At 73.5% G+C, this 24,498-nt stretch carries 26 protein-coding genes; 16 read left to right on the top strand and 10 right to left on the bottom strand.

Annotation, left to right across the window (positions count from 1 at the left end):
* The first annotated feature begins 168 nt into the window (after positions 1-168).
* Genes ACIQR3_RS29070 through ACIQR3_RS29080 form a run of 3 tightly spaced genes read left to right on the top strand, consistent with a single transcriptional unit; the run spans position 169 to position 2,971 of the window.
* Complete coding sequence (locus ACIQR3_RS29070; protein ID WP_403543654.1) at positions 169-1,152, top strand: glycosyltransferase family 9 protein; 984 nt, start codon at positions 169-171, stop codon at positions 1,150-1,152.
* Positions 1,149-2,078, top strand: coding sequence for a glycosyltransferase family 2 protein (locus ACIQR3_RS29075; RefSeq protein WP_403543605.1), 930 nt, complete (start codon positions 1,149-1,151; stop codon positions 2,076-2,078). Before ACIQR3_RS29070 ends, ACIQR3_RS29075 begins: the two co-directional genes overlap by 4 nt.
* Complete coding sequence (locus ACIQR3_RS29080) at positions 2,075-2,971, top strand: glycosyltransferase family 2 protein (protein WP_403543606.1); 897 nt, start codon at positions 2,075-2,077, stop codon at positions 2,969-2,971. Before ACIQR3_RS29075 ends, ACIQR3_RS29080 begins: the two co-directional genes overlap by 4 nt.
* A 29-nt stretch (positions 2,972-3,000) precedes the next feature.
* Here ACIQR3_RS29080 and ACIQR3_RS29085 read toward each other — a convergent pair whose 3' ends face one another.
* Together ACIQR3_RS29085 and ACIQR3_RS29090 are read right to left on the bottom strand one after the other, a co-directional pair.
* Complete coding sequence (locus ACIQR3_RS29085) at positions 3,001-3,309, bottom strand: DUF3040 domain-containing protein (protein ID WP_403543607.1); 309 nt, start codon at positions 3,307-3,309, stop codon at positions 3,001-3,003.
* A gap of 61 nt (positions 3,310-3,370) precedes the next feature.
* Entirely contained in the window at positions 3,371-4,297 is a 927-nt protein-coding gene (locus tag ACIQR3_RS29090) for a polysaccharide pyruvyl transferase family protein (RefSeq protein ID WP_403543608.1), read from the bottom strand.
* Positions 4,298-4,465: 168 nt separating this feature from the next.
* Between ACIQR3_RS29090 and ACIQR3_RS29095 the strand changes: the two genes are divergently transcribed.
* The 5 genes from ACIQR3_RS29095 (at position 4,466) to ACIQR3_RS29115 (ending at position 9,265) form a co-directional block, all read left to right on the top strand.
* Complete coding sequence (locus ACIQR3_RS29095; protein ID WP_403543609.1) at positions 4,466-6,136, top strand: AMP-binding protein; 1,671 nt, start codon at positions 4,466-4,468, stop codon at positions 6,134-6,136.
* A 40-nt stretch (positions 6,137-6,176) separates the two neighbouring features.
* Entirely contained in the window at positions 6,177-7,388 is a 1,212-nt protein-coding gene (locus ACIQR3_RS29100) for a helix-turn-helix domain-containing protein (protein WP_403543610.1), read from the top strand.
* Between the two features lie 89 nt (positions 7,389-7,477).
* A complete protein-coding gene (locus ACIQR3_RS29105) occupies positions 7,478-7,690 on the top strand; it encodes a hypothetical protein (protein ID WP_403543611.1) in 213 nt (70 codons plus the stop codon).
* A gap of 78 nt (positions 7,691-7,768) precedes the next feature.
* Positions 7,769-8,947: a helix-turn-helix domain-containing protein gene (locus ACIQR3_RS29110; RefSeq protein WP_403543612.1), complete on the top strand. Its 1,179-nt coding sequence runs from the start codon at positions 7,769-7,771 to the stop codon at positions 8,945-8,947.
* A gap of 105 nt (positions 8,948-9,052) precedes the next feature.
* Positions 9,053-9,265 carry a hypothetical protein gene (locus ACIQR3_RS29115; RefSeq protein ID WP_403543613.1) on the top strand — a complete coding sequence of 71 codons (213 nt, stop codon included), beginning with the start codon at positions 9,053-9,055 and terminating at the stop codon, positions 9,263-9,265.
* A 22-nt stretch (positions 9,266-9,287) separates the two neighbouring features.
* On the opposite strand, the gene ACIQR3_RS29120 is transcribed toward ACIQR3_RS29115, so the two are convergent.
* Both ACIQR3_RS29120 and ACIQR3_RS29125 read right to left on the bottom strand, forming a co-directional pair.
* A complete protein-coding gene (locus ACIQR3_RS29120) occupies positions 9,288-9,614 on the bottom strand; it encodes an SCO0607 family lipoprotein (RefSeq protein ID WP_403543614.1) in 327 nt (108 codons plus the stop codon).
* 92 nt (positions 9,615-9,706) lie between these two features.
* Positions 9,707-10,324, bottom strand: coding sequence for a hypothetical protein (locus ACIQR3_RS29125; protein ID WP_403543615.1), 618 nt, complete (start codon positions 10,322-10,324; stop codon positions 9,707-9,709).
* Positions 10,325-10,481: 157 nt separating this feature from the next.
* Between ACIQR3_RS29125 and gcl the strand changes: the two genes are divergently transcribed.
* A complete protein-coding gene (gene gcl, locus ACIQR3_RS29130; RefSeq protein WP_403543616.1) occupies positions 10,482-12,266 on the top strand; it encodes a glyoxylate carboligase in 1,785 nt (594 codons plus the stop codon).
* 62 nt (positions 12,267-12,328) lie between these two features.
* On the opposite strand, the gene ACIQR3_RS29135 is transcribed toward gcl, so the two are convergent.
* The 4 genes from ACIQR3_RS29135 to ACIQR3_RS29150 form a co-directional block, all read right to left on the bottom strand.
* Positions 12,329-13,006: a TIGR04222 domain-containing membrane protein gene (locus tag ACIQR3_RS29135; RefSeq protein WP_403543617.1), complete on the bottom strand. Its 678-nt coding sequence runs from the start codon at positions 13,004-13,006 to the stop codon at positions 12,329-12,331.
* Between the two features lie 420 nt (positions 13,007-13,426).
* Positions 13,427-14,311, bottom strand: coding sequence for a 2-hydroxy-3-oxopropionate reductase (locus ACIQR3_RS29140; RefSeq protein ID WP_403543618.1), 885 nt, complete (start codon positions 14,309-14,311; stop codon positions 13,427-13,429).
* A 60-nt stretch (positions 14,312-14,371) separates the two neighbouring features.
* Entirely contained in the window at positions 14,372-15,202 is an 831-nt protein-coding gene (locus tag ACIQR3_RS29145) for a TIM barrel protein (RefSeq protein WP_403543619.1), read from the bottom strand.
* Between the two features lie 165 nt (positions 15,203-15,367).
* Positions 15,368-15,937 carry a hypothetical protein gene (locus tag ACIQR3_RS29150; protein ID WP_403543620.1) on the bottom strand — a complete coding sequence of 190 codons (570 nt, stop codon included), beginning with the start codon at positions 15,935-15,937 and terminating at the stop codon, positions 15,368-15,370.
* A gap of 277 nt (positions 15,938-16,214) precedes the next feature.
* Here ACIQR3_RS29150 and ACIQR3_RS29155 point away from each other — a divergent pair, with 277 nt between their 5' ends.
* The 7 genes from ACIQR3_RS29155 to ACIQR3_RS29185 all read left to right on the top strand — a co-directional run bounded on the left by ACIQR3_RS29155 (position 16,215) and on the right by ACIQR3_RS29185 (position 22,008).
* Entirely contained in the window at positions 16,215-16,466 is a 252-nt protein-coding gene (locus ACIQR3_RS29155; RefSeq protein ID WP_403543621.1) for a hypothetical protein, read from the top strand.
* Positions 16,463-16,831 (top strand): helix-turn-helix domain-containing protein, encoded by a 369-nt coding sequence (locus ACIQR3_RS29160; RefSeq protein ID WP_403543622.1) that lies wholly within the window; start codon positions 16,463-16,465, stop codon positions 16,829-16,831. Before ACIQR3_RS29155 ends, ACIQR3_RS29160 begins: the two co-directional genes overlap by 4 nt.
* 152 nt (positions 16,832-16,983) lie before the next feature.
* Positions 16,984-17,505: a 2-oxo-4-hydroxy-4-carboxy-5-ureidoimidazoline decarboxylase gene (gene uraD / locus ACIQR3_RS29165; RefSeq protein WP_403543623.1), complete on the top strand. Its 522-nt coding sequence runs from the start codon at positions 16,984-16,986 to the stop codon at positions 17,503-17,505.
* Positions 17,502-17,903 (top strand): hydroxyisourate hydrolase, encoded by a 402-nt coding sequence (uraH, locus tag ACIQR3_RS29170; RefSeq protein ID WP_403543624.1) that lies wholly within the window; start codon positions 17,502-17,504, stop codon positions 17,901-17,903. Before uraD ends, uraH begins: the two co-directional genes overlap by 4 nt.
* A gap of 5 nt (positions 17,904-17,908) precedes the next feature.
* Positions 17,909-18,853: a factor-independent urate hydroxylase gene (gene pucL / locus ACIQR3_RS29175; protein ID WP_403543625.1), complete on the top strand. Its 945-nt coding sequence runs from the start codon at positions 17,909-17,911 to the stop codon at positions 18,851-18,853.
* A gap of 83 nt (positions 18,854-18,936) precedes the next feature.
* Positions 18,937-20,316, top strand: a complete 1,380-nt coding sequence (locus tag ACIQR3_RS29180; protein ID WP_403543626.1) for an 8-oxoguanine deaminase — start codon at positions 18,937-18,939, stop codon at positions 20,314-20,316.
* A gap of 348 nt (positions 20,317-20,664) precedes the next feature.
* Positions 20,665-22,008: a nucleobase:cation symporter-2 family protein gene (locus ACIQR3_RS29185; protein WP_403543655.1), complete on the top strand. Its 1,344-nt coding sequence runs from the start codon at positions 20,665-20,667 to the stop codon at positions 22,006-22,008.
* A gap of 480 nt (positions 22,009-22,488) precedes the next feature.
* Here the strand turns inward: ACIQR3_RS29185 and ACIQR3_RS29190 are convergent, their stop codons facing one another.
* Positions 22,489-23,727 (bottom strand): ABC transporter permease, encoded by a 1,239-nt coding sequence (locus ACIQR3_RS29190; RefSeq protein WP_403543627.1) that lies wholly within the window; start codon positions 23,725-23,727, stop codon positions 22,489-22,491.
* Entirely contained in the window at positions 23,724-24,482 is a 759-nt protein-coding gene (locus ACIQR3_RS29195; RefSeq protein WP_403543656.1) for an ABC transporter ATP-binding protein, read from the bottom strand. Before ACIQR3_RS29195 ends, ACIQR3_RS29190 begins: the two co-directional genes overlap by 4 nt.
* Between the last annotated feature and the right edge of the window lie 16 nt (positions 24,483-24,498).

Here is a 24,498-nt window from a genome sequence, read left to right on the forward strand (position 1 = left end):
GCCTCGCCGGTGACGGTCCTTTCCCGGAATGGGCGCCCCGCCCCGCCGGCGCGGGTCCGGGTCCGGGGGCGGGGCGGACCCGGCCCGGTGGCGCGGGGGGCCGCCGTCCCGGCGTCCGGCGTCCGGCCCGGCACCCGGGACCGGTCCGGCCCGGGTGGCGAGCCGGCGGTGGCCGGGGCGCCCGCCGGCACGCCCGGTGCGCCGGACGACGGCCACGCACCCCGCCTCCTCGTCCTCCGCGCCCTCGGTCTCGGCGATCTCCTCGCCGGTGTCCCCGCGCTGCGCGCCCTGCGCCGGGCGTACCCCGGCCACGAACTGGTGCTGGCCGGCCCCGCAGGCCTGGCCCCCGTCGTGGCCGCGACCGGCGCCGTCGACCGTCTGCTCCCCGCCGCCGCACCCGGCCGCGCCGTACCCCGTGCCCTCGACTGGACCGGCCCGCCCCCCGACCTCGCCGTCGACCTGCACGGCAACGGCCCGGCCAGCCACCGCCCGCTGGCCGCCCTGCGCCCCCGCAGGCTGCTCGCGTTCGCCGCGGCCGACGGACCGCCCTGGTACGCCGAGGAACACGAACGCGACCGCTGGTGCCGCCTGCTGACGGCGTACGGCATCGACGCCGACCCCACCGACCTGCTGCTGCCCCGCCCGCGGGTGCCGTCCCCGGCGCCCGGCGCGGTGGTCCTGCACCCCGGCGCCGGCGCCCCCTCCCGCTGCTGGCCGGCCGAGCGGTACGCGACCGTCGCCGAGACCCTGCGCGCCCGCGGCCTGCGGGTCGTGGTGACCGGCGGACCGGACGAGAACGACCTCGTGGCCCGGCTGGCCAAGGACGCCGGCCTGCCCGACACCGACGTCTTCGGCGGCGGCCTGCCCTACGACCGCCTCTCCGCCCTCGTCGCCGACGCCCACGCCGTGATCAGCGGCGACACCGGCATCGCCCACCTCGCCGTCGCCCACGCCGCCCCCTCCGTCACCCTCTTCGGCCCCGTCCCGCCCAGCCGCTGGGGCCCGCCCCCGCACCCCCGCCACCAGGTCCTGCACCACCCCGGCCCGGACGACGACGGCGACCCGCACGGCGACACCCCCGACCCCGCGCTGCTGCGCATCTCCGCCGACGACGTACTGCACGCAGTCGACGCCCTGAGCGAGGCACCATGAACCACGCCCCCACCACCACCCCCGAACGCACCCGCACCGACCGGACGCCGCACGCCCCCGTCGGCGTCGTCATCGCCACCCGCAACCGCTCGGCACGCCTGGCCGCCACCCTGCGCCACCTCCTCGACCTGCCCGAACGCCCCGAGATCCTCGTCGTCGACAACGCCTCCACCGACGACACCCGCACCATGCTGACCCGCGACTTCCCGCGGGTGAGAGTGCTGTCCATGCCCGTCAACCGCGGCGCCCTCGCCCGCACCCACGGCGTCCGCGCCCTGGACACCCCGTACGTGGCGTTCAGCGACGACGACTCCTGGTGGGCCCCCGGCGCGCTCGCCACCGCCGCCCGGCTCTTCGACGAACACCCCCGGCTCGGCCTGCTCTCCGCCCGTACCCTCGTCGGCCCCGCCGAGTACGCCGACCCCCTCAACGGCGTCCTCGCCCAGTCCCCCCTCGGCCCGGCCGCCGACCTCCCCGGCACCCAGGTCCTCGGCTTCCTCGCCTGCGCCTGCGTGGTCCGCCGCGAGTCCTACCTCGACGCGGGCGGCTACCACCCCCTCCTCTTCTTCGGCGCCGAGGAGACCCTCCTCGCCTACGACCTCGCCGCCCGCGGCTGGGGCGTCACCCACTGCCCCGAGGTGACCGCCCACCACCACCCCGACCCCGGCCCGCGCACCGACCGCCCGGCCGTCGTCCGCCGCAACGAACTCCTCACCGCCTGGCTGCGCCGCCCCCTGCCGCACGCCCTCGCCCGCACCCGCGCGCTGGCCCTCGAAGCCCGCCACGACCCGCACGCCCGCCGCGCCCTGCGCGAGACCCTGGTACGGCTGCCCGCCGCGCTCCGCGACCGCAGGACCCTGCCCCCGCACGTGGAACGGGCCGCCCGCCGCCTGGACGGCCCGGACGGAACGGGTCCGGCGTCATGACCGACCCCCGCACCACCGTCGTCGTCATCACCCACAACCGCCGCCCCGAACTCCTGCGCACCCTCGACCACTTGGCGTCCCTGCCGGAGAAACCCCCGGTCATCGTCACCGACAACGCCTCCACGGACGGCACCGCCGCCGCCGTCGCCCGCCACCACCCGGGGGTACGGCTGCTGCGGCCCGGCCGCAACCTCGGCGCCGTCGGCCGCAACCTCGCCGTCCGCGACGTCCGCACGCCCTACGTCGCCTTCTGCGACGACGACTCCTGGTGGGCGCCCGGTTCGCTCGCCGGGGCGGCCGACCTCCTCGACCGGCACCCCGCGCTGGGCACGGTCACCGCCCGGATCGTCGTCGAACCGGACGGCACGGAGGACCCCATCGTCAAGGAGCTGCGGGACTCGCCCGTCCCCGGCCCGTCCTGGCTGCCCGGCCCCGCCCTCGGCTCGTTCCTGGCCGCCGCGACCGTGCTGCGCACCGACGCGTTCCGCGCGGCGGGCGGTTTCCACCCCCGGCTGTGGCTGGGCGGCGAGGAGGAACTGCTCGCCGCCGACCTCGCGGCGGACGGCTGGTGGCTGACGTACGCCGACCACCTGACCATCCATCACCACCCGTCACGGGTGCGGGACGCGACGCTCCGGCGTACCCACGGCATCCGCAACACCCTGTGGTTCACCTGGCTGCGCCGCCCCGCCGGGTACGCCCTGCGCCGGACCTGGCACCTGGCCCGCACGGTTCCCCGTGACACCGCCTCGCTGCGCGCCTTCGCCGAGGCGGCCGCCGCCCTGCCGTGGGTCCTGCGGGAACGCCGGGTGCTGCCGCCGGACGTCGAGGCCCGGCTCCGCACCCTGGAACCGGCCCAGCGGGACTCGACGGCCCGCAGCTACACGGGCTGACGCCGGCGCACGAGGACCGAGGGCCGGCGTCAGCCCTCGGTCCATCGGCACAGCACCCGGAACACCGCGAACAGCGTCACCGGCCACACGGCGGCGAACGCCCAGATCACCCCGGGTTCGGAGGTGACGATGCCGGTCACCATGAGGGTGACGGAGACGGCGAGCAGCAGCAGGACCGTCGGGGTGCGCGGCCGGTAGGCCGACAGCCGCGCCGGGTCGGGCCGGCGGCTCGGGCGGAAGGTGCGCAGCCGCCGCTCCAGCCGGCGGTCGCGGCGCAGGGCGCGTTCGACCTCGTCGAGGACGCGCTGCTCGTGTTCGGGGAGGCGGCCGACGCTCACGGTGTCTCCTCTGGGGCCGGGGCAGACCGACAGTTCGCCGAGTGCCCCCGCCGGCCGCTGCCTAACGAATCCCGAGGGCCTCGGCCAGCCCGTCGGCGGCGTCCGCCCTGCCGCCGGCCCGGAACGCCGCACCGATCCGCCGGGCCGCCTGCCGCCCGTCGTCGCCCAGGCACCAGGCCCACCACCGCTCCAACTCCCTGGTCCCCGACTCCCTGGTCCCCGACTTCCTGGTCCCCGGCTCGCCGGTCTCCGGGTTCTCGGCCGGGACCAGCGCGGGCCAGCCGCAGGCGTGGGCTTGTGCGGTCACCTTCGCGCCGCCCGCGACCGGGTCCACGGCGAGCGCCGGGACTCCGGAGCGCAGGGCCAGTACCAGCCCGTGCAGCCGGTCGGTGACGACCAGGTCCAGCCGGGCGAGGACCGCCTCCAACTGGGCCGGGGTCGCGCACAGCCGCCAGTCATGGGTGTCGAGCCGGGTCTCCAGCTCCAGCCGTGCGCAGTCCTTGCCGCTCAGCCACCCCGTCACCGCCTCGGCGACCTCGGCGTGCCGCCGCCGGCCGCCGTACTCGCGCTGCCCGTGCGTGAGGATCACACCGACGACCGGCGGGGCGGTCGGCGCGGGGGCGCGGGCCGCGAGGTCCGTGGTCGGCTCGGCGGTGGGCGCGTCGCGGGCCAGGACCTGGTGGAAGCCGGTGACGGCCGCGGAGGCGGGGTCCACGACCGAGACGCCGACGGCGATGCGCACACAGTGGGCGAACCGCTGGTGCAGCTCCTCGACCTGCGGCCCGTGGACGGGCCCGCACACGAACACCAGGTGCGTGTACGCGGCCGGATCGACGTCCTCGACGTGCGTGCCGTCCGCCCGGAAGCCGGGACTCCACACGACGTCGTACGCCTGTCCGGCTGCCCGCAGCACCGCCTCCACCCGTTCCAGCGCCAGCACGTCCCCGGCGGTCGCCTCCCCGTGCAGGAAGCTGAACCACCCGGTCACCAGGATTCTGCGCGGTTCGTGCACAGTGCCCCCGGGTGCCCGGCCGGCTGCGAGCCATGCGCCCGTCGTCGCGATGTTCACCCCCGTTCGGGGCTGGTGCGACCAGGGCGGATGACCCGAAGATGACAGCGAGCCGCCCGGAGATGGTCCGGCACCGAGGAGGACATGATGACGACGGCGACGCAGAGCTTCCGCGAGGCCCGGGACTTCCTGCTGGAACACCGCGAGGACTACGCCACCGCCTACGCGGGCTTCGCGTGGCCCCGCCCCGAGCACTTCAACTGGGCGCTGGACTGGTTCGACGTCATCGCGGACGGCAACGACCGCACGGCGCTGCACATCGTGGAGGAGGACGGGACCGAGACCCGGCGGTCGTTCGCCGAGATGTCCGCCAAGTCCGACCGGGCCGCGAACTGGATGCGGGAGCGGGGCGTCGGGCCCGGCGACCGCATCCTGGTCATGCTGGGCAACCAGGTGGAACTGTGGGAGACGGCCCTGGCCGCGATGAAACTCCGCGCGGTCGTCATCCCGGCCACCCCGCTGCTCGGCCCCGCCGACCTGCGCGACCGGGTGGAGCGCGGCCGGGTGGCCCATGTGATCGTCCGCGCCGAGGACACCGCCAAGTTCGCCGGCGTACCCGGCGGTTACACACGCGTCGCGGTCGGCGGCGCACCGGACGGCTGGCAGCCGTACGAGGACGCGGAGACCGCCCCGGAAGGGTTCACGCCGGACGGCCCGACCCGCGCCGACGACCCCCTGATGCTCTACTTCACCTCGGGCACGACCGCCCGCCCGAAACTCGTCGAGCACACCCACGTCTCCTACCCCGTCGGGCACCTGGCCACGATGTACTGGATCGGTCTGAAGCCCGGGGACGTGCACCTGAACATCTCGTCACCCGGCTGGGCCAAGCACGCCTGGTCCAACCTGTTCGCCCCGTGGAACGCCGAGGCGACCGTCTTCCTCCACAACTACACCCGCTTCGACGCGTCCCGGCTGATGGCCGAGATGGACCGCGCCGGCGTCACCACCTTCTGTGCCCCGCCCACCGTCTGGCGCATGCTGGTCCAGGCCGACCTGACCCGCCTGGCCACCCCGCCCCGGGAGGCCGTGGCGGCCGGCGAACCCCTCAACCCCGAGGTGATCGAACAGGTCCGCCGCGCCTGGGGCGTGACCGTCCGCGACGGCTTCGGCCAGACCGAGACGGCCGTACAGGTCTCCAACAGCCCGGGCCAGGTCCTCAAGACGGGCTCGATGGGCCGCCCCAGCCCCGGCTACCGCGTCGAACTCCTCGACCCCGTCACCGGAGAACCCGGCGCCACCGAGGGCGAGATCGCCCTCGACCTCTCCACCCGCCCCGTCGGCCTGATGACCGGCTACCACGGCGACCCGGACCGTACGGCCGAGGCGATGGCGGACGGCTACTACCGCACCGGCGACATCGGCTCCCGCGACGCCGACGGATACCTCACGTACGTGGGCAGGTCCGACGATGTCTTCAAGGCGTCCGACTACAAGATCAGCCCCTTCGAGCTGGAGAGCGCGCTGCTGGAACACGAGGCGGTCGCGGAGGCCGCCGTCGTCCCCGCCCCCGACGAACTCCGCCTCGCCGTACCGAAGGCGTACATCGTCCTGGCGGCCGGCTGGCAGCCCGGCCCGGACACCGCGAAGATCCTCTTCGACCACTCCCGCCAGACCCTGGCCCCCTACAAACGCCTGCGCCGCCTGGAGTTCGGCAACCTCCCCAAGACCGTCTCCGGCAAAATCCGCCGCATCGAACTCCGCGAGGCCACGGCGGCGGGCTCGGACGCGGAGTACCGGGAGGAGGACTTCCGCTGACCTCTCCGGGTGCGGGCGCGCGGGGTCCTACCCTCGAGTCATGGCAGAGCACTTGGGAGACCGACTGGCGCGTCTGCGCAGGCTGGCCGACCGTACGCAGGAGGGTCTGGCGGAGTCGTCCGGCGTCTCCGTCGACGTGATCAAGAAGCTGGAGCAGAAGCGCAAGCACTCCGCGCGGCTGCCCACGCTGCACGCCCTCGCCAAGGGCCTCGGTGTCGAGTTGACAGCCCTGCTCGGTGATCCGCCCGGGGCGCCGAGCACCGGAGACGTCGACTCACCCCAGCTCGTCGCCCTGCGCCGGGCCGTCATGCCTCCGATGTTCGCTCCCCTCCCCGAGCCGAGCGACACCGAGCGGCTGACGGTCCCGCTCATGCGCCGGGAGTTGGCGGACGCCTGGACCATCTACCATGACGCCGACTTCGGGCAGCTCATGACCGCCCTGCCCGGCATCGTCAACGACGCCCGCTTCCTTGCCTCCGTGGGTACGTCCGAGGACCGCTCGGCCGGCCAGGCGGCCCTCGGCAAGGCCCTCCAACTCGCCGGACACCTCGCCATCCGGCTGGGCAAGGTGGACCTCGCCCTGTCCGCGCTGGAGCGTGCGATGCACGCCGCCGAGCAGTCCTCCGACCCCCTGCTCCCCTCGATGATCGCCAACTCGGTGGCGTGGAACTATCAGCGCCAGAACCGGCTCGACGACGCGACGAACCTTGCCGTCCACGCGGCCGACAGGGTCGAGCGTGAGCAGCAGGACACCGCCGAGAGCGTCCGGGTCTGGGGCGGCCTGGTGATGTCCGCCGCGACGTCCGCGGCCCGCTCCGGGGACTACGACACGGCCTCCGACATGATGTCCACCGCGGAGAAGGCCACCAAGCGCCTCGCGAAGCTGCCGCCGCCGGTCGACGGGAGGCTGGTCTCCGTGTTCAGCCGCTCCTCGGTCCGCATCGAACGGGTTCGGCTCGCGGTGCAGCACGCGCGGCCCGACGAGGCCCTGCGTCTCGCCAAGGGCATGCGGTTGAGTTCCGACACGCCTGTGTCATGGCGTACGTGGCTTCTCCTGGACGTCGCGCGCGCCCACGCCGACCTCGGGGACGCCGAAGGCGCCGTACGGGCTCTTACGAAGCTGCGCGAGATCGCGCCGGCCTGGATGCGGCACCACACCCTCGCCGTCGCCATCGTCGGGGACCTCCGGGCCGGTTCCGTACGGCCTCCGGGCCTGCGGAAACTCGCCGAGTTCCTGGGCATGACGGCGTAAGCGTCCAGAAAGGGGACGTTCCGTCCCCGTGATGCCCGCCGCACTCGCGTGAGGCTGTCGTCCGACAGACGACACAAGGAGCGGGCGTCATGGCGAGCAGCGCGCGGGCGGCACTGGCCGAGGCCATCGAACTGTACGGCGTCAACGGGCGGTTGCTCGTCTTCCACGACCCCGACGACCCGTTCGGCACCGCCGCCGAAGACGCCGATCCGCCGCCGTACGGAGAGGACCCCTGGGGCCGCTCCAGACTGCGGGAGATGGTCGCGCGGGCCAACGCGCGCAGCCGGGGCGAGATCCTGTAGTGGCTCGGCGCGGAGTACCGCGAGGAGGACTTCCGCTGAGCGCGCCCGGCGCCAGGGAGGTGGCCGTACCCTCGGAGTATGAGCGCCTACCTCGGTGAACGCCTTCGGGAGATCCGCAAGCGTCGAGGGCTGACCCAACGACAGCTGGCGGATCTCTCGGGCGTCTCCCTGTCCCTCGTCCGGAAGCTGGAACAGGGCGAGCGCACCGACACCCGGCTGGAGACCGCGCGGGCTCTCGCCCACGCCCTCAAGGTGCCCACCACCCACCTCGTCGCCGCGCACGCGGAGGAACCGGCCGACGAGGCCACCGTGCGGAGCTGGGCGCCCGTGCACGCCGCCCTGGCCGCTCCGGCCGGCACCGGCACGCTCGACGAGGCACCGACCTACGAGGGCGTACGGGACGCCCTGCGATCAGCGGTGCCCCTGTTCGCGCACGACCGGTTCACCGAACTCGGTACGGTTCTTCCGTCGTTGCTGCGCGACACCGAGGCGCTGACCGCCACCGACGTCCGGGGCAGGCCGCTGCGTGCCCGCCTGTTGGAACTGACCGGGTGGCTGATGACCCAGACCCGGCAGTTCGACGCCGCCGAACTGGCCCTGGACCGGGCCCAGGACGACGCCACCGACGGCGTTCAGCGCGCCGCGACGGCCAGTGTCCAGTGCTGGCTGCTGCTGCGCCGGGGACGGCTCGCGCAGGCCCGGGACCTGGCGGTCAGGTGGTCCGACGAGGTCGAGCCCCGCATGTCCCGGGCGACACCGGGTGAGTTGAGCGCCTGGGGATGGCTCCTGCTGCGCCTGTCGGCCGCGGCGATCCGGGACAACCGCCCCGGCGAGGCCGACGACGCCCTGCGCCTGGCCCACTCGGCCGCGGTGGCCCTGGGCCGGGAGTGCACGCCCGAGGGCGACTTCCTCCGCACGTTCGGGCCCGTCACCGTGGCGCTGAAGCGCGCGGAGAACGCGATGGTCGCCGACCGGCCGGACACGGTCCTCAGCCTCGCCTCCCGCATTCCCGCCGACACCCTGAAACCGACTTCGAACAACAGGAACCGGCACCTGCTCGACGTCGCGAGCGCCCAGACGCAGCTACGGCGGTACGCGGAAGCGGTGGACACCCTGCAGAAGATCCGCGCGGGTTCCCCGCAGTGGCTCCCGAACCAGCGCTACGCCCGCGACATCCTCGACCGCATCGTGACCCGGCGCCGGACGCTGACGCCCGAGATACGGGAGCTGGCCGACGTGGTGAACCTGCCCGTGTGACCCTCTGTGGCACTTCGGCCCCACACCCGGGGAAAGTGCCATCGACGCAGGTCAACGCTGCTCGTAGCGTCTGTCGAAAGCAGGTCGACACAAGGAGCGGGCGTCATGGCGAGCAGCGCGCGAGCGGCACTGGCCGAGGCCATCGAACTGTACGGCGTCAACGGGCGGCTGCTCGTCTTCCACGACCCCGGCGACCCGTTCGGCACCGCCGCCGAAGGCGCCGATCCGCCGCCGTACGGAGAGGACCCCTGGGGCCGCTCCAGACTGCGGGAGATGGTCGCGCGGGCCAACGCGCGCAGCCGGGGCGAGATCCTGTAGGCGTCGGCCGGCGCGAGCCGGGTCAGTCCGTGTCGGGGGCGTCGATCACCGTGCCGTTCTCGTCCAGTGTGTGGGTGCGCCAGTACACGTCCCACTTGTCGTCGACCTGCTGCGGCACCTTGCCCTCCGGATAGCGCGCGTACCCCTTCGGGGGCTCCTCCCCGTCCGGCACGCAGGCGGAGCCGGTGCCGCCCACGGCGAGCACCGGGTACTCGCCGCCGCCGCAGATGTCGTCCTGGAAGCCGGAGCATCCGGTGAGTGCCACCACCGCCGCGCCGCCCACGAGGGCGGCGAGGAGCAGGCGGGACCGTCCGGCCGGACGGCGGGTGGTGGTGAGGGGCAGGCGCATCGTGGTCTCCAGTCGTTCGGTCTGCCCCTACTCTCGCCGCCGCGGACCCCCGCGCCCTGAGTACGCGTACTCAACCCGGCCCGCGCGGGCACTCAGGGCGCGCCGTCGGCCGTCGCGGCCAGGGCCGCCGCCGGGGCGTTGGCCGGGCGGGGACCGGTGCCGGGGCCGAGGACGAACAGCGGGACGTGCAGCAGGCCCGCGCGGGCCCGGACGCCGGCGGGGTACGCGGCCAGCGAGAAGTGCAGGACGTGGCGGGCGGAGCGGGTCATGGCCGTCAGCCACAGGCATTCCACGTCCCGCGTGGTGGCGGGGGAGCCGGTCGGGTCGATCTGGACGAGGATGCCGCGCCCGGTGAGCCCGATGCCGGGCGTCAGTCCGCGCCGGGCGCGGTGCAGGTCGTGGTGGCCGAGCGTGCCCAGGTACCGCACGACCGCCGCGACCGTGTCGAAGGGGTCGCGCACCGGCAGGCTCAGCACCGTGCCGCACGGACAGCCCAGTTCCGGCCGGGGCCACTGTCCCTCGTCGCCGCAGGCGGCGCAGCGCACCCCGATCCACTCCTCCTCCCAGGACCGGTGGCGGACCTCCGCCACGGTTCCGTCCGGGTCCAGCGAGGGGGCGACCGGCACTCCGCAGGCGCACGGGTACGCCGGTGCCGTGTAGCGGTGCGCGCGCCGGCAGGACGGGCAGCGCACCGTGAGGCTCTCGGTCATGCCCTTCATCGTCCTCCCTTGACGTCCCTCGGCCACCCACTTACCTTACTTTCAGTATGTAGAAGATATATTCCAACATGCGGAAAGACGGAAACTGCTCAGCGTGGGCGCGACGGGCGTGGTTCCGAACCAGGTTCCGACCAGCAGGAGTACTCGAATGGCTCGTATGACCGCTGCCCGCGCGGCAGTCGAGATCCTCAGGCGCGAGGGCGTCACCGACGCGTTCGGTGTGCCGGGCGCGGCGATCAACCCCTTCTACGCGGCGCTCAAGGCGTCCGGCGGCATCACCCACACCCTCGCCCGGCACGTCGAGGGCGCCTCGCACATGGCCGAGGGATACACGCGGGCCCGTCCCGGCAACATCGGGGTGTGCGTCGGTACGTCGGGCCCGGCCGGCACCGACATGATCACCGGGCTGTACTCGGCGACCGGCGACTCGATCCCGATCCTGTGCGTCACCGGCCAGGCGCCGACCGCCGTGCTCCACAAGGAGGACTTCCAGGCCGTCGACATCGCCTCCATCGCCGCGCCGGTCACCAAGATGGCGGTGACCGTGCTGGAGGCCGCGCAGGTCCCCGGCGTCTTCCAGAAGGCGTTCCACCTGATGCGCTCCGGGCGTCCCGGCCCGGTCCTGATCGACCTGCCGGTCGACGTGCAGCTGACCGAGATCGAGTTCGACCCGGAGACGTACGAGCCGCTCCCCGTCTACAAACCGGCCGCCTCCCGCGCCCAGATCGAGAAGGCACTCGACCTGCTCGACGCCGCCGAGCGCCCGCTGATCGTCGCCGGCGGCGGCGTCATCAACGCCGACGCGGCCGGTCTGCTGGTGAAGTTCGCCGAGCTGACCGGCATCCCCGTCGTGCCGACCCTCATGGGCTGGGGCGTGCTCCCCGACGACCACGAGCTGAACGCCGGCATGGTCGGCCTCCAGACCTCCCACCGCTACGGCAACGCCACCTTCCTGGAGTCCGACTTCGTCCTCGGCATCGGCAACCGCTGGGCCAACCGCCACACCGGCCGGCTCGACGTCTACACCGCCGGACGGACGTTCGTGCACGTCGACGTCGAACCGACCCAGATCGGCAGGATCTTCGCCCCGGACTACGGCATCGCCTCCGACGCCAAGGCCGCCCTCACGCTCTTCACGGAGGCGGCCAGGGAACGGAAGGCGGCCGGAACCCTGCCCGACCGCTCCGCCTGGGCCGCCTCCGCGCAGCAGCGCAGGGCCACCCTCCAGCGCCGTACGCACTTCGACGACATCCCGATCAAGCCGCAGCGGGTCTACGAGGAGATGAACAAGGCGTTCGGACCCGAGACCCGGTACGTCTCCACCATCGGCCTCTCCCAGATCGCCGGCGCGCAGCTGCTGCACGTCCACCGGCCCCGGCACTGGATCAACTGCGGCCAGGCCGGGCCGCTGGGCTGGACCGTCCCGGCCGCCCTCGGCGTCGCCAAGGCCGACCCCGAGGCCCAGGTCGTCGCGCTCTCCGGGGACTACGACTTCCAGTTCATGATGGAGGAGCTGGCGGTCGGCGCGCAGCACAGGATCCCGTACGTGCACGTGCTGGTGAACAACTCCTACCTGGGGCTGATCCGGCAGGCGCAGCGGGCCTTCGGCATCGACTTCGAGGTCAAGCTGGAGTTCGAGAACATCAACTCGCCCGAACTCGGCGGCTACGGCGTGGACCACGTCAAGGTCGCCGAGGGCCTGGGCTGCAAGGCGATCCGGGTGACCGACCCGCGCGAGCTGGGCGCGGCCTTCGAGCAGGCCAAGAAGCTCGCCGCGGAGCACCGGGTGCCGGTCGTCGTGGAGGCGATCCTGGAGCGGGTCACCAACATAGCCATGTCGGGGACGAACGACATCTCCGACGTGACGGAGTTCGAGGAACTGGCCACCGAGCCCGGCCACGCGCCGACCGCCATCAGGACGCTGGAGCTCTGAGCCCTCGCGGACACGGCGGAGGGCGGTCCGTTCCCCCGGGACGGGCCGCCCTCTCGTCGTGCTCAGTCGCCGCCGCCTCCTCCGCCGCCGCAACTGAAGCCCCCGCCGTCGTGACCGCCACCGTGGTCGGCACCAGGCCCGGACCCGTCGTCGTCATCGTCGGCCCGCGACCGCAGGAACCGGTCCGTCCGGCCGAACGGGAAGCGGCCCGCGTCCGCGTGGGCGCCCCGTCCGGTCAGCCGGGTGTGCTCGGTGAACCGTGGCAGCAGCGCCCTGAGCGCCGGATCGCCGTACAGGGCGACGGCCAGGGCCATGTCGTCGTGCGTGAACCCTTCGGGACCCGTGGGCAGCGGGAAGACCGCGCGCAGCTTCCGCACCTTCCTGCGGCCGGCGCGGGTCGGGCGGCCGGTCAGCGACCCCAGCAGCCCGGCCGCGACCAGGTCCTCGCGCGCCCGGGCCACCGCCGTGCGCACCACCGAGCGGGCCAGCAACTCCTCCAGGCCGGCCGGGCGGTAGAGACCGCCGCGCACCGCGCGCTCCAGGTCGTTGCGGTGCGGCGGGTACCGTGCCGCGTCCGGCACCAGCGCCCGGCGCAGGGCGCCCGGCCGTCCGGCGGCCACGACGCCGCGCAGGTGCAGGGCCACCACGGCGACCGTGACGGCGGCGCGCGCCCCGCCGCGCAGCAGCGCGACGTGGTACGGCTCCAGCCGGATGCCCGTGGTGCTGCCGGTCCTCTTCATGCGATCACCCCCGTGTGCGGGGGATGTGCCCGCTCACGGGGGTGGTCCAAGCGTGCCGGTGCCGGTTTCAGAGGAGGACTTGAGGATGCCGTACCGCGCGTACGGCCGAGGGCGTACGCGCGGGTCGACGGGTGTGACCGGGACCGCGGCGGGCGCGACCGGCTCGGGCGCCCCTCCCCTCACGTCGTGGGAGGGGACGCCGGGCCGTTCACCACCGCACTGGCCCGCGCTCGCCGCGGTCCCGGTCCGCGCGTACGGCTCCGGCCTCCCCGCCGGTGCCGTACGCGGGCTGGTGAGCCGGTGACGCGACGGCGTGCCCGTGTCGCGTCACCGGTGGTGCCGGGCGGCGCCGCACGCCTGGGCGCGACGGGACATCTGTCGACGCGCGGCGCCGCCCGGGGTCTTGGGGTGACCGTGCGGTCAGACCTGGGCGCCGGAGAGGCGTTCCACGGCCCGCAGCAGGGCGGAGTGGTCCAGGCCGCCGTCGCCCTGGGCGCGCAGGGACGCGACGAGCTGCGCGACCACGGCGCCGACCGGCAGGGCCGCGCCGACGGTGCGGGCGGCGTCGGTGACGATGCCCATGTCCTTGTGGTGCAGGTCGATGCGGAAGCCCGGCTGGAAGTCCCGGTTGAGGAAGTTGTCCTTCTTCCGGGTCAGCACGGTCGAGCCGGCCAGCCCGCCGTTGAGGACGTCCAGCGCCGCCGCCAGGTCGACGCCGGACTTCTCCAGGAAGACCACGGCCTCGGCGCACGCCTGGATGTTGACGGCGACGATCAGCTGGTTGGCGGCCTTCACCGTCTGGCCGGCGCCGTGCGGACCGCACCGCACGATCGTCCTGCCCAGCGCCTCGAAGAGCGGCCTGGCCTCGTCGAAGTCGGCCTGCTCGCCGCCGACCATGATGGACAGCACGGCCTCGATCGCCCCCGCCTCACCGCCGGAGACGGGCGCGTCCAGCACCCGGATGCCCTTGCGGCGCGCGGCGTTCGCCAGGTCGACGGAGGTCTGCGGGGTGATCGAGGACATGTCGATCAGCAGGGCGCCGGAGCGGGCGTTCTCCAGGATGCCGTCGGGGCCGTAGGCGATGGCCTCCACCTGCGGTGACGCGGGCACCATGGTGATGATCACGTCGGCGTCGCGCACGGCTTCGGCGACCGAGCCGGCCGCGGTGCCGCCGGCGGCGGCCAGCCGGTCCAGCTTCTCCCGCTCCAGGGTGTGTCCGGTGACCCGGTAACCCGCCTTGATCAGGTTCTCCGACATGGGGGAGCCCATGATGCCCAGGCCGATCCAGGCGATGTTCGTGCTCATGAGGGTGCCTTTCCGTGCGGGTGTCTCTCGGTGCGGGTGTCTCCCGGGGCGCGAGGACGGTCAGCGGGCCTCGCGGGGCAGCCAGTCGAAGGACTCGGCGCTCGGCCGGTCGCCGGGCTTGTACTCCAGGCCGACCAGGCCGTCGTAACCGGCCTTGCGGAGCCGGCCGAGCAGTTCCTCCAGCGGCAGCGAACCGGTGCCGGGGGCGCCGCGCCCGGGGCTGTCGGCGATCTGGACGTGACCCGTCTTCGCCGCGAACCGGTCGATCACCTCCGGCAGGTCCTCGCCGTTCATGGCCAGGTGGTAGAGGTCCATCAGGAACGCGGCGTTGCCCAGTCCGGTCGCCTCGTTGACCCGGTCGACGACCGCCACCGCGGCCGGTGCCGACACCAGCGGGTACCGCGGTGACTCGGGCTCGTTCAGGGCCTCGATCAGCAGGAGGGCGCCGATCCGGTCGGCCGCGCGGGCCGCGAGGGCCAGGTTCTCCAGCGCCAGCGCGTCCTGCTCGGCCGGGTCCACGCCCTCGACGCGGTTGCCGTAGAGCGCGTTGAGCGCCGTACAGCCCAGCGACTCGGCGAAACCGGCGGCCACGTCGATGTTGGCGCGGAACCGGTCCGACTCGTCGCCCGGCACCGACAGGGCGCCGCGGTCCGGGCCGGGGAGCCGCCCCGCGTAGAAGTTCAGGCCGGTGAGCCGGACGCCCGCGTCCTCGACCGCCCGCTTCAGGGCGTCGAGCGCGGCCCGCTCGGGCACGGGCGCGTCGGTCCACGGCCACCACAGCTCGACCGCCCCGAAGCCGGCCGCGGCGGCTGCCGCGGGGCGCTCCAGGAGCGGGAGTTCGGTGAAGAGGATCGACAGATTGACGGTGAAGCGCTGGTCCGCGAATCCCATCCGGATACCGCACCTCCTTCCATGCTTCCGCATTGCGGAACAAGCTTTCTGCTTACTGGAAGGTTGCCGTCGAGGGACGAGGCTTGTCAAGGGTCGCCGACAAGCCGAAAAGCGCCCCCGCCTCGGTGGCGGGGGCGCTGAGTCTTTTCGGTGGGAGGGGGCGGCTCAGTCCTGGCAGCCGGTCGCGGAACCGTCGGCCGAGGCGGTGACGGAGACGCGGTAACCGGCTCCCGTGCCGAACTCGGGCCCGGCCGCGCTCCCTTCCGCGTCCAGGATCTCCCGGGTCAGGAAGTAGACGTCCAGCGTCGCGGCGTCGTCCGCGCCGCCGCGGGTGAAGCACAGGTTCGCGGGCTGGTCCGCGTTCTTCGACGACCGCCGGGTGGCCGGGGACGGGGTCCAGTCCGCGCGCTCCGCCGCGGCCCGGTAGTGCCGGGTCACGTCGGCCTTGTCGCCGGGGAAGACGTAGGTACGGTCGGCGTACAGCTGCACGTCGCCGCTGTCCTCCCAGCAGCCGGCGTCCAGGCCCTCGAAGCCCTCGGGTTCGATCGTCCCTCGGGGCCGGGAGTCCAGGATGCGGTAGGACTTCAGCTCGTCGACCCGGCTCCCGGTGCCCTCGCAGCCCGAGGCGGAGGCGGTCTCTGTGAGGGTCTGGCACCCGGTGAGTGCTCCCGTCGCGCACAGAGCGGCCGTCAGCAGGAGGGCGGCGCGCGGGATCGTTGCCTTGCGAGGTGACAAGCCGACTCCTGTGGGTGACCTGGCGGGGCGGCCAGTCGCATCGCCCGACACCTGTCGTGCGCGGTCGCTGACATTACCGAACTCATGTGTCCTGATGCTGAGTTGAAGCGCCGGACCGTGCCCGCGCAGCGCACGGGTCCGCGCGCTGCGCGGCATGCCCGGGCGGAACGGCCGGTCGTGGCGGGGGAGTCCGTTAAGGTCGTGCCGGAACGGCTGTGCCCTCTCGGCCGAAGAGCTGGGAGAACCCGCAGACCAGTACCGGCACCAAGGGGACGCAGTGCGATTGAGAGTGGAGTTCACGACCGAGCCTTTCGACCTCGACGAGGCCCCCGCCCACGCGGTGGTCGCCCGCGAGGTCATCGAGGCCGCCGACCTGGACGCGGTCGATGTCGGACCGTTCGGCAACACCGCCGAGGGCGGCGCCGACGCGGTGCTCACCGCCCTGGGCGACGTACTCCGCCGGACCCTCGGTGCGGGCGCCACCCGGATATCGCTCCAGGTCAACGTCGTGGAAGAGGACGAGCGGTGACCGGAAGCGCGGACGAGCCGTTCATCGCGGCCGTCAAGCCGCTGGTCGACGCCATCGGCGGCGAACTGGTCCCGCCGGACGAGGCCGGCCGGGACGACGTGGTGCTCTCCTGGCAGGGGGCCGAGGTCGTCGCCGTACGCCTGCCCCAGCTCGCCGATTCGCTGGACCACATCCTGGCCGCGATGGAACGCCGGCGGGGCGTGCCGCTGGCCGAACTGGACCGCAAGGCCAAGCAGGAGGTCGTACGGAACCTGGAGGCGCGCGGGGCCTTCTCGGTGCGCCACGGAGTGGAGACCGTGGCGAGCGCGCTCGGCGTCAGCCGCTTCACCGTCTACAACTACCTGAACCGCGAAAAGGGTTCCTGACCAGCGTCGATGCCTCCGCGTCAGCAGCCGCCGCCCGGAACGCCGGGCGGCGGCTTCGTTTACCGCGAATTTTCAACAAACTGTTGACGCCGTGTTTCCGGGCGCGTTAGCTATCGGCACGCCCGTTCAGCACAAGGCCACGGAGGCTCCCCGTGACGTCCACTTCCACGCCGCCGGGTCTGGCCCGGTTCAACGCCCTCGCGGAGCCTGCGGCCCTCGCCGCACTCCACGAGGTGTGCGCCTGCCCGGCCTGGGGGAAGCGGCTGACCGCCGCCCGCCCCTACGCCACCGCCGAGGACCTGTACGCCACGAGCGACACCGCCACGGCCGGACTGACCGCGACGGAACTCGCGGAGGCGATGGCCGGACACCCGCCGATCGGCCGTCCGAAGCCGGGCGACCCGGCCTCCTCCCGCGAACAGGCGGGCATGGCCGGCGCCCCGGCCGAACTGAAGGCCGAGATGCTCGAACTGAACCTGGCCTACCAGGAGAAGTTCGGCCACGTCTTCCTCATCTGCGCCACCGGCCGGACCGGCGAGCAGATGCGGGACGCGGTGAAGGAGCGGATCGGCAACTCGCCCGAGCGGGAACGGGAGATCGTCCGCACCGAGCTGGGAAAGATCAACCGTATCCGGCTCTCCCGGCTCGTCGACGAAGAGGATGCCCTGACGTGAGCACCAGCACCACCGCCTCCGTGTCCACCCACATCCTGGACACCAGCGCCGGCCGCCCCGCCCGGGGCGTCGCCGTCCGGCTCTCCGCCCGCGCCGGACGCGAGGGCGACTGGCGGGACCTGGGCGGCTCGGCGACCGACGCCGACGGGCGCTGCACGGACCTCCCGGCCCCGCCGGAGGGCACGACCCACGTACGGCTCGACTTCGCGGTCGAGGCGTACGCCGAAGCAACGTCGAAGAAGCAAGCCGATGCGCAGCAGGACGCCCCCGCGAATCGGGACAGCGGTGCAGTGTTCTTCCCCGAGGTGACGGTCACCTTCGCCGTGGACCCCGGCGAGCACTACCACGTACCGCTGCTGCTCAACCCGTTCGGCTACTCCGTATACCGAGGGAGCTAGCAGACATGCCGACGATCCTGGGACAGAACCAGTACGGCAAGGCCGAGAACCGAGTCGTGAAGATCACGCGGGACGGTGCCACCCACCACATCAAGGACCTCAACGTCTCCGTCGCCCTCTCCGGCGACATGGACGAGGTCCACTACTCCGGCTCCAACGCCCACGTGCTGCCGACCGACACCACCAAGAACACCGTGTTCGCGTTCGCCAAGGAGCACGGCATCGACTCCGCCGAGCAGTTCGGCATCCACCTCGCCCGTCACTTCGTCACCTCCCAGCCACCGATCCACCGCGCGCGCATCCGTATCGAGGAGTACGCCTGGGAACGGATCGCCACCTCCGACACCGGCACCGACACCCGCACCGGCACCGGCACCGAAGCGGACCGCGGGCACTCCTTCGTCCGCAAGGGCCAGGAGACCCGCCTCACCCAGGTCACCTACGACGGCGAACGCTGGGAAGTCGTCTCCGGTCTGAAGGACCTGACGGTGATGAACTCGACCGACTCCGAGTTCTGGGGCTACGTCAAGGACAAGTACACGACGCTCCAGGAGGCGTACGACCGCATCCTGGCGACGTCCGTCACCGGCCGCTGGCGGTTCAACTGGACCGACGACGCACAGGAGATGCCCGACTGGGAGCAGTCCTACGGGCAGGTGCGAAACCACCTGCTCCGGGCCTTCGCCGAGACCTACTCGCTCTCGCTCCAGCAGACCCTGTACCAGATGGGCGCGCGCATCATCGAGAACCGCGGCGAGATAGACGAGGTCCGCTTCTCGCTCCCCAACAAGCACCACTTCCTCGTCGACCTGGAGCCGTTCGGGCTCAAGAACGACACCGCCGACGGTGCCGTGTACTTCGCCGCCGACCGTCCGTACGGCCTCATCGAGGGCACGGTCCTGCGGGACGGCTGCGAGGCACGGATACCGGCGGACATGACCAACCTCTGACGCGGGACGCGCGCCCCCGCCACCCGTGGCACGGGCCGGGGGCGCGCCGCACCGGAGGGCCCGCGACGAGAAGAGGACGCATCATGGCAGCAGCCCAGCGCATCGTGATCGAGAACGGTGCGATCGCGACCGTCGACGACCGGGACACCGAGTACGCCACCGGGTACGTCGTTATCGCGGACCACCGCATCGAGTCGCTCGGCGCGGGAAGAGCACCCGAGGACCTGGAGAACGTCGTCCGCCGTGTCGACGCCTCCGGACACCTCGTGACCCCCGGCCTGGTCAACACCCATCACCACTTCTACCAGTGGATCACCCGGGGCCTGGCCACCGACCACAACCTCTTCGACTGGCTGACCGCGCTCTACCCGACGTGGGCCCGGATCGACGAGGCGATGGTGTACGCGGCGGCCCAGGGGTCGCTCGCGATGATGGCCCGCGGCGGTGTCACCACCGCCATGGACCACCACTACGTCTTCCCGCGCGGCGCCGGCGACCTGTCCGGCGCGATCGTCCGCGCCGCCCGCGAGACCGGCGTCCGCTTCACCCTCGCCCGCGGCTCGATGGACCGCGGCGAGTCGGACGGCGGCCTGCCGCCGGACTTCGCGGTGGAGTCCCTGGACGACGCGCTCGCCGCCACCGAGGAAACGGTACGGCAGCACCACGACGCCTCCTTCGGCGCGATGACCCAGGTCGCCGTGGCGCCCTGCTCCCCGTTCTCGGTCTCCACCGAACTGATGCGGCAGGGCGCGGAGTTGGCCCGTCGGCTCGGCGTGCGGCTGCACACCCACGGCTCGGAGACGGTGGAGGAGGAGAAGTTCTGCCACGAGTTGTTCGGGATGGGGCCGACCGACTACTTCGAGTCCACCGGCTGGCTCGGTGCGGACGTGTGGATGGCGCACTGCGTCCACATGAACGACTCCGACATCGCCGCGTTCGCCCGCACGGGGACGGGCGTCGCCCACTGTCCGTCCTCCAACGCGAGGCTGGCGGCCGGCACGGCCCGCGTCCCCGACCTGCTCGCGGCCGGCGTCCCGGTCGGCCTCGGCGTCGACGGCACCGCGTCGAACGAGTCCGGCGAACTCCACACCGAGCTGCGCAACGCCCTCCTGGTCCACCGTCTCGGCGCCCACCGGGAGAAGGCCATGAACGCCCGTCAGGCCCTGCGGCTGGGCACCTTCGGCGGCGCCCAGGTCCTCGGCCGGGCCGCCGAGACCGGCTCGCTGGAGCCCGGCAAACTGGCCGACCTGGTGCTGTGGCGGATGGACACCCTCGCCCACGCCTCCATCGCCGACCCGGTGACCGCCCTGGTCTTCGGCGCCGCCGCCCCGGTCACCGCCTCGTTCGCGCACGGCCGGCAGATCGTCGAGGACGGGCGGCTGCTCACCGTCGACGAGGACGCCATAGCCCGTTCGACCCGTGACGAGGCACGCCGCCTGGCCCGTATCGCGGCACAGGGCTGATCCACGCCGACCGACTCCGGCCGGGAGGGACGGCTCCCGGCCGGTGGCCGTGGACCCGCGAGGGTGCCACGGCGGCCGCACCCGGGGCGCGCACGGGGACGCGCGCGCCCCGGGGCGGCACCCCCTCCTCCCCGTCGCCGGTCCCGCACGACCACCATCACCTCCCCACCCGCACCACCTCCTTGACACCCACGTCAGAGCCGACGTGCAACCGACCGGAGGCGAGCCGCCGTGGCCGACCACCCAGTTGTCGATCACTCAGTCGTCGATCACCGAGTCGACGGCCATCCAGCCGACGATCACCCCGTCGACGATCACCCGGTCGACGAGAAACTCCCGCCCGTGAAGATGGCGACGACCGGCCTCCAGCACGTGGCCGCCATGTACGCGGGTGTCGTCGCCCCGCCCCTGATCGTCGGCGCCGCCGTCGGTCTGTCCGGCACCGACCTGACCTTCCTGACCGGCGCCTGCCTGTTCACCGCCGGTCTCGCCACCCTGCTGCAGACCCTCGGCGTCTGGAAGATCGGCGCCCGGCTGCCCTTCGTCAACGGCGTCACCTTCGCCGGTGTCGCCCCCATGACCGCGATCGTCGCCTCCGCCGACCACAGGTCCGACGCGCTGCCGCTGGTCTTCGGCGCGGTCATCGTCGCCGGACTCCTCGGCTTCCTCGCCGCGCCCGTCTTCTGCAAGGCGGTCCGGTTCTTCCCGCCGGTCGTCACCGGCACCGTGATCACCCTGATCGGCATATCCCTGCTTCCGGTCGCCTTCGGCTGGGCGCAGGGGCCCGACACCACCGCGGACGACTACGGCTCGCCCACCAACCTGGGCCTGGCCGCCGTCACCCTGGTCATCGTCCTGCTCCTGCGCCGCTTCACCCGCGGCTTCGTCAAGCAGATCGCCGTCCTGCTCGGCCTGGTGGCCGGCACCCTCCTCGCGGTCCCGTTCGGGGTCACCGACTTCGGCCCGGTCGCCGACGCGGACCTGGTCGGCTTCCCGACGCCGTTCCACTTCGGGGCGCCCCAGTTCCAGGCCGCGGCGATCGTGTCGATGTGCGTGGTGATGGTGGTGTCGATGACCGAGTCCACGGCCGACATGCTGGCCCTCGGGGAGATCGTGGGCCGCCCGGCCGACGAGAAGACCATCGCCGCCGGCCTGCGCGCCGACACCCTCGGCTCGGCGCTCAGCCCGGTCTTCAACGGCTTCATGTGCAGCGCCTTCGCACAGAACATCGGCCTGGTGGCGATGACCCGGGTGCGCAGCCGGTTCGTCGTCGCGGTGGGCGGCGGCTTCCTGGTCCTGCTGGGCCTGTGCCCGGCCGCCGCCTCGCTGATCGCGGTCGTACCCCGTCCGGTGCTGGGCGGGGCGGGCGTCGTCCTGTTCGGCTCGGTCGCGGCCAGCGGCATCCAGACCCTGGTGCGGGCCGCCCTCGACAAGGACAACAACGTCCTGATCGTGGCCGTCTCCCTCGCCGTCGGCATCGTCCCGATCTCCGCGCCGGAGTTCTACCACGCGTTCCCGGAGACCGCGCGGATCATCCTGGACTCCGGCATCTCGACGGGGTGCGTGGCCGCGGTCCTGCTCAACCTGGTCTTCAACCACATCGGCACGGGGCGGCAGGCGCGGGACGTGACCCATCCGATGGAGGCGGGGGAGGAGATCACGGGCGCGTCCCGGGCGCCGGCGACGCCGTGACGCCCGGACACCGACGGCGCCCCTCCCACCGAGGGGCGTCCGCCGCCCGCGGCACCCACCGGCGACGACCGCTCACCACCGCGCGGCAACACCACCGCCCCCGGCCCCAGCGCCCCACCGCGACCAGCGCCGACCCCCGAACGCCAGTCGGAAACCCCCGGCCGTCGCGGCCACCGGTTCCGCACCCCGGGCGAGCAACCTGTCGGCGTGCGCCGCCGCCAGTGTCGACAGCACCGCCAGCCCCAGCGCCCTCCACCACCTGCGTGGTGTTGAACAGGCCGGACGCCGGCCCCTGGCCCTCCTCCCGCGCACCCGCCATCGCCGGCCCGGCCGGCGCGAGCAGCGCGGCGGCCGGCCCGGCGGCGAGCAGCAGCATCGGCGGCAGTACGTCGGCGACGCAGGAGCCGCATCGCCGAGGCACGGGCCGCCTACGACGCCGAGCGCTCCCCCGAGCCGCTCGGCGCGCAGGCCGCCCGCGCGTCAGGGCGTCGCCAGGGCCTCCGTGGGGGACAGGCGCGAGGCGCGGACGGCCGGGTAGAGGCCGGCCAGCGCGCCGATGAGCAGGGTCGCCGCCACCCCGCCGGCCATCGCCCACGGCGGGGTCACCGCGGGCCAGCCCTGGGAGAGGGCGTACCCGGTGGTGACGGTCAGGCCCAGCAGGGCGCCGCCGGCGCCGCCCAGCGCGGACAGCAGCAGCGACTCGGCGAGGAACTGGCCCCGGATCTGGCCCCGCGTCGCGCCCAGCGAGCGGCGCAGTCCGATCTCGGCCCGGCGCTCCAGTACCGAGATCACCATCGTGTTGGCCACCCCGACCCCGCCGACCAGCAGCGCCACCGCGCCCAGGCCCAGCAGCAGTGCGGTGAACGCCTCACCCGCCGCCCGCTTGGCGGCCAGCGCGTCCGAGGGCCGCGACACCTCGGCCTCGCCCGGCGCCTGGGGGTTGGCCGTGGCGCCGAGCACCCCGCGCACCGCGTCCAGCTCCGGCTCCGCCGACCGCGTGTACACGGTCGTCGCGTGGCCGTCGAAGCCCAGCCCGTCCCGGGCCGCCCGCCAGCCGACCAGCGCGCCCGCGTCCAGCTCGGGCGCCAGCGGCGCCGGCCGGAGGATGCCGACGACGGTGAACCAGTCGCCGCCGACCAGGACCTGCGTGTCCGGTCCCGCGTGAGCGACGCCGAGCCGCTCGGCCGCCGCCGAGCCGAGGACGACGGCCGGATAGCGGGCGGTGGCCGCGTTCAGCCACGTACCGTCGGCGAGTTCGGCACCGATCGCGGCCCGCAGGGAGGTGCGGGCGGCGTACGTCACGATGCCGTTGGTCTCCACCTCGGGGATGCGGTCGCTGCGGTACACCTTGGCGTCGGACAGCCGGCCGACCGCGGACACCGACTCCACCCCCGGCACCCGGGACACCATCTCCTCGGCGGACAGCGGCAGTTGGGCCGCCTCGCCGGTGAGGGTGCTGCCGGGGGAGACGGTCAGCAGATTGGTGCCCAGGGCCGCCAGCGCCCGGTCCAGTCCGGCCCGGGAGGACGCGGAGATGCCGACCACGGCCACCATCGCCGCGATGCCGATCGCGATGCCCAGCGCCGACAGGAACGCCCGCAGCGGACGCGTGCGCAGCCCCACCGCGCCGACGCGGACGACGTCGGAGGGCCCCAGCCGGGCCGGCCGCAGGCTCTCCGGCCGCGGTGTTTCCGGCCGCGGCGGTGCGAGGGCGGTCACCGGACCGCTCCGGTCACCGTGCCGACCGGCCCGGCGGCCGGTGCGGTGTCTGCCGTGTCTGCCGTGTCTGCTGCGTCTGCTGCGTCTGCCGTGTCTGCCGTGTCTTCTACGAGTCGCCCGTCCCGCATCCGCACCCGGCGGGGCAGTGACGCGGCGATCTCCTGGTCGTGGGTGATGACGACCACGGTGGTGCCGGCCGCGTTCAGCTCGCGCAGCAGGGTCATCACCCCCGCACCGGACGCCGTGTCCAGTGCCCCGGTCGGCTCGTCCGCGAGCAGCAGCGCGGGCTCCCCGGCCACCGCGCGGGCGATCGCGACGCGCTGGCGCTCACCGCCGGAGAGCTGGTGCGGCGCGTGCCGCAGCCGGTGCCCGAGCCCCACCCGGCGCAGCGCCGCTGCGGCCCGCTCCCGCCGCCGCGCCGGACGCAGCCCGCTGTACAGCAGCCCGTCGGCCACATTGGTCAGCGCGGACGTACCGGCCGCGAGGTGGAACTGCTGGAACACGAACCCGATCCGCCGCGCCCGCAGCGCCGACAGCCGGGCGTCCGACAACGCGCCGGTGTCATGGCCGTCGATGCGTACGCTGCCCGAGGTGGGCCGGTCCAGCGTGCCCAGCATGTGCAGCATGGTCGACTTCCCCGAGCCCGACGGGCCGACGACGGCGACCAGTTCACCGCGGGCCACCGACAGCGACACACCGGCCAGCGCGTGCACCCCGCCCGGATACGTCTTCACCACGTCCCTCAACTCGATCATCGAGGCGTCGCCGGCC

It is taken from the genome of Streptomyces sp. NPDC090994, from assembly GCF_044768905.1.
Taxonomy (GTDB): Bacteria; Actinomycetota; Actinomycetes; order Streptomycetales; family Streptomycetaceae; genus Streptomyces.

Bases quoted from the DNA above. Each gene is read 5' to 3' on its own strand.
- ACIQR3_RS29115 (WP_403543613.1), top strand. From the start codon at position 9,053: ATGGCGAGCAGCGCGCGAGCGGCACTGGCCGAGGCCATCGAACTGTAC.
- ACIQR3_RS29120 (WP_403543614.1), bottom strand. From the start codon at position 9,614: ATGCGCCTGCCCCTCACCACCACCCGCCGTCCGGCCGGACGGTCCCGC.
- ACIQR3_RS29140 (WP_403543618.1), bottom strand. From the start codon at position 14,311: ATGAGCACGAACATCGCCTGGATCGGCCTGGGCATCATGGGCTCCCCC.
- ACIQR3_RS29110 (WP_403543612.1), top strand. From the start codon at position 7,769: ATGAGCGCCTACCTCGGTGAACGCCTTCGGGAGATCCGCAAGCGTCGA.
- ACIQR3_RS29135 (WP_403543617.1), bottom strand. From the start codon at position 13,006: ATGAAGAGGACCGGCAGCACCACGGGCATCCGGCTGGAGCCGTACCAC.
- ACIQR3_RS29075 (WP_403543605.1), top strand. From the start codon at position 1,149: ATGAACCACGCCCCCACCACCACCCCCGAACGCACCCGCACCGACCGG.
- ACIQR3_RS29180 (WP_403543626.1), top strand. From the start codon at position 18,937: ATGGCAGCAGCCCAGCGCATCGTGATCGAGAACGGTGCGATCGCGACC.
- ACIQR3_RS29195 (WP_403543656.1), bottom strand. From the start codon at position 24,482: ATGATCGAGTTGAGGGACGTGGTGAAGACGTATCCGGGCGGGGTGCAC.
- pucL (WP_403543625.1), top strand. From the start codon at position 17,909: ATGCCGACGATCCTGGGACAGAACCAGTACGGCAAGGCCGAGAACCGA.
- ACIQR3_RS29080 (WP_403543606.1), top strand. From the start codon at position 2,075: ATGACCGACCCCCGCACCACCGTCGTCGTCATCACCCACAACCGCCGC.
- ACIQR3_RS29105 (WP_403543611.1), top strand. From the start codon at position 7,478: ATGGCGAGCAGCGCGCGGGCGGCACTGGCCGAGGCCATCGAACTGTAC.
- ACIQR3_RS29095 (WP_403543609.1), top strand. From the start codon at position 4,466: ATGACGACGGCGACGCAGAGCTTCCGCGAGGCCCGGGACTTCCTGCTG.
- ACIQR3_RS29145 (WP_403543619.1), bottom strand. From the start codon at position 15,202: ATGGGATTCGCGGACCAGCGCTTCACCGTCAATCTGTCGATCCTCTTC.
- ACIQR3_RS29185 (WP_403543655.1), top strand. From the start codon at position 20,665: ATGGCGACGACCGGCCTCCAGCACGTGGCCGCCATGTACGCGGGTGTC.
- ACIQR3_RS29125 (WP_403543615.1), bottom strand. From the start codon at position 10,324: ATGACCGAGAGCCTCACGGTGCGCTGCCCGTCCTGCCGGCGCGCGCAC.
- gcl (WP_403543616.1), top strand. From the start codon at position 10,482: ATGGCTCGTATGACCGCTGCCCGCGCGGCAGTCGAGATCCTCAGGCGC.
- ACIQR3_RS29100 (WP_403543610.1), top strand. From the start codon at position 6,177: ATGGCAGAGCACTTGGGAGACCGACTGGCGCGTCTGCGCAGGCTGGCC.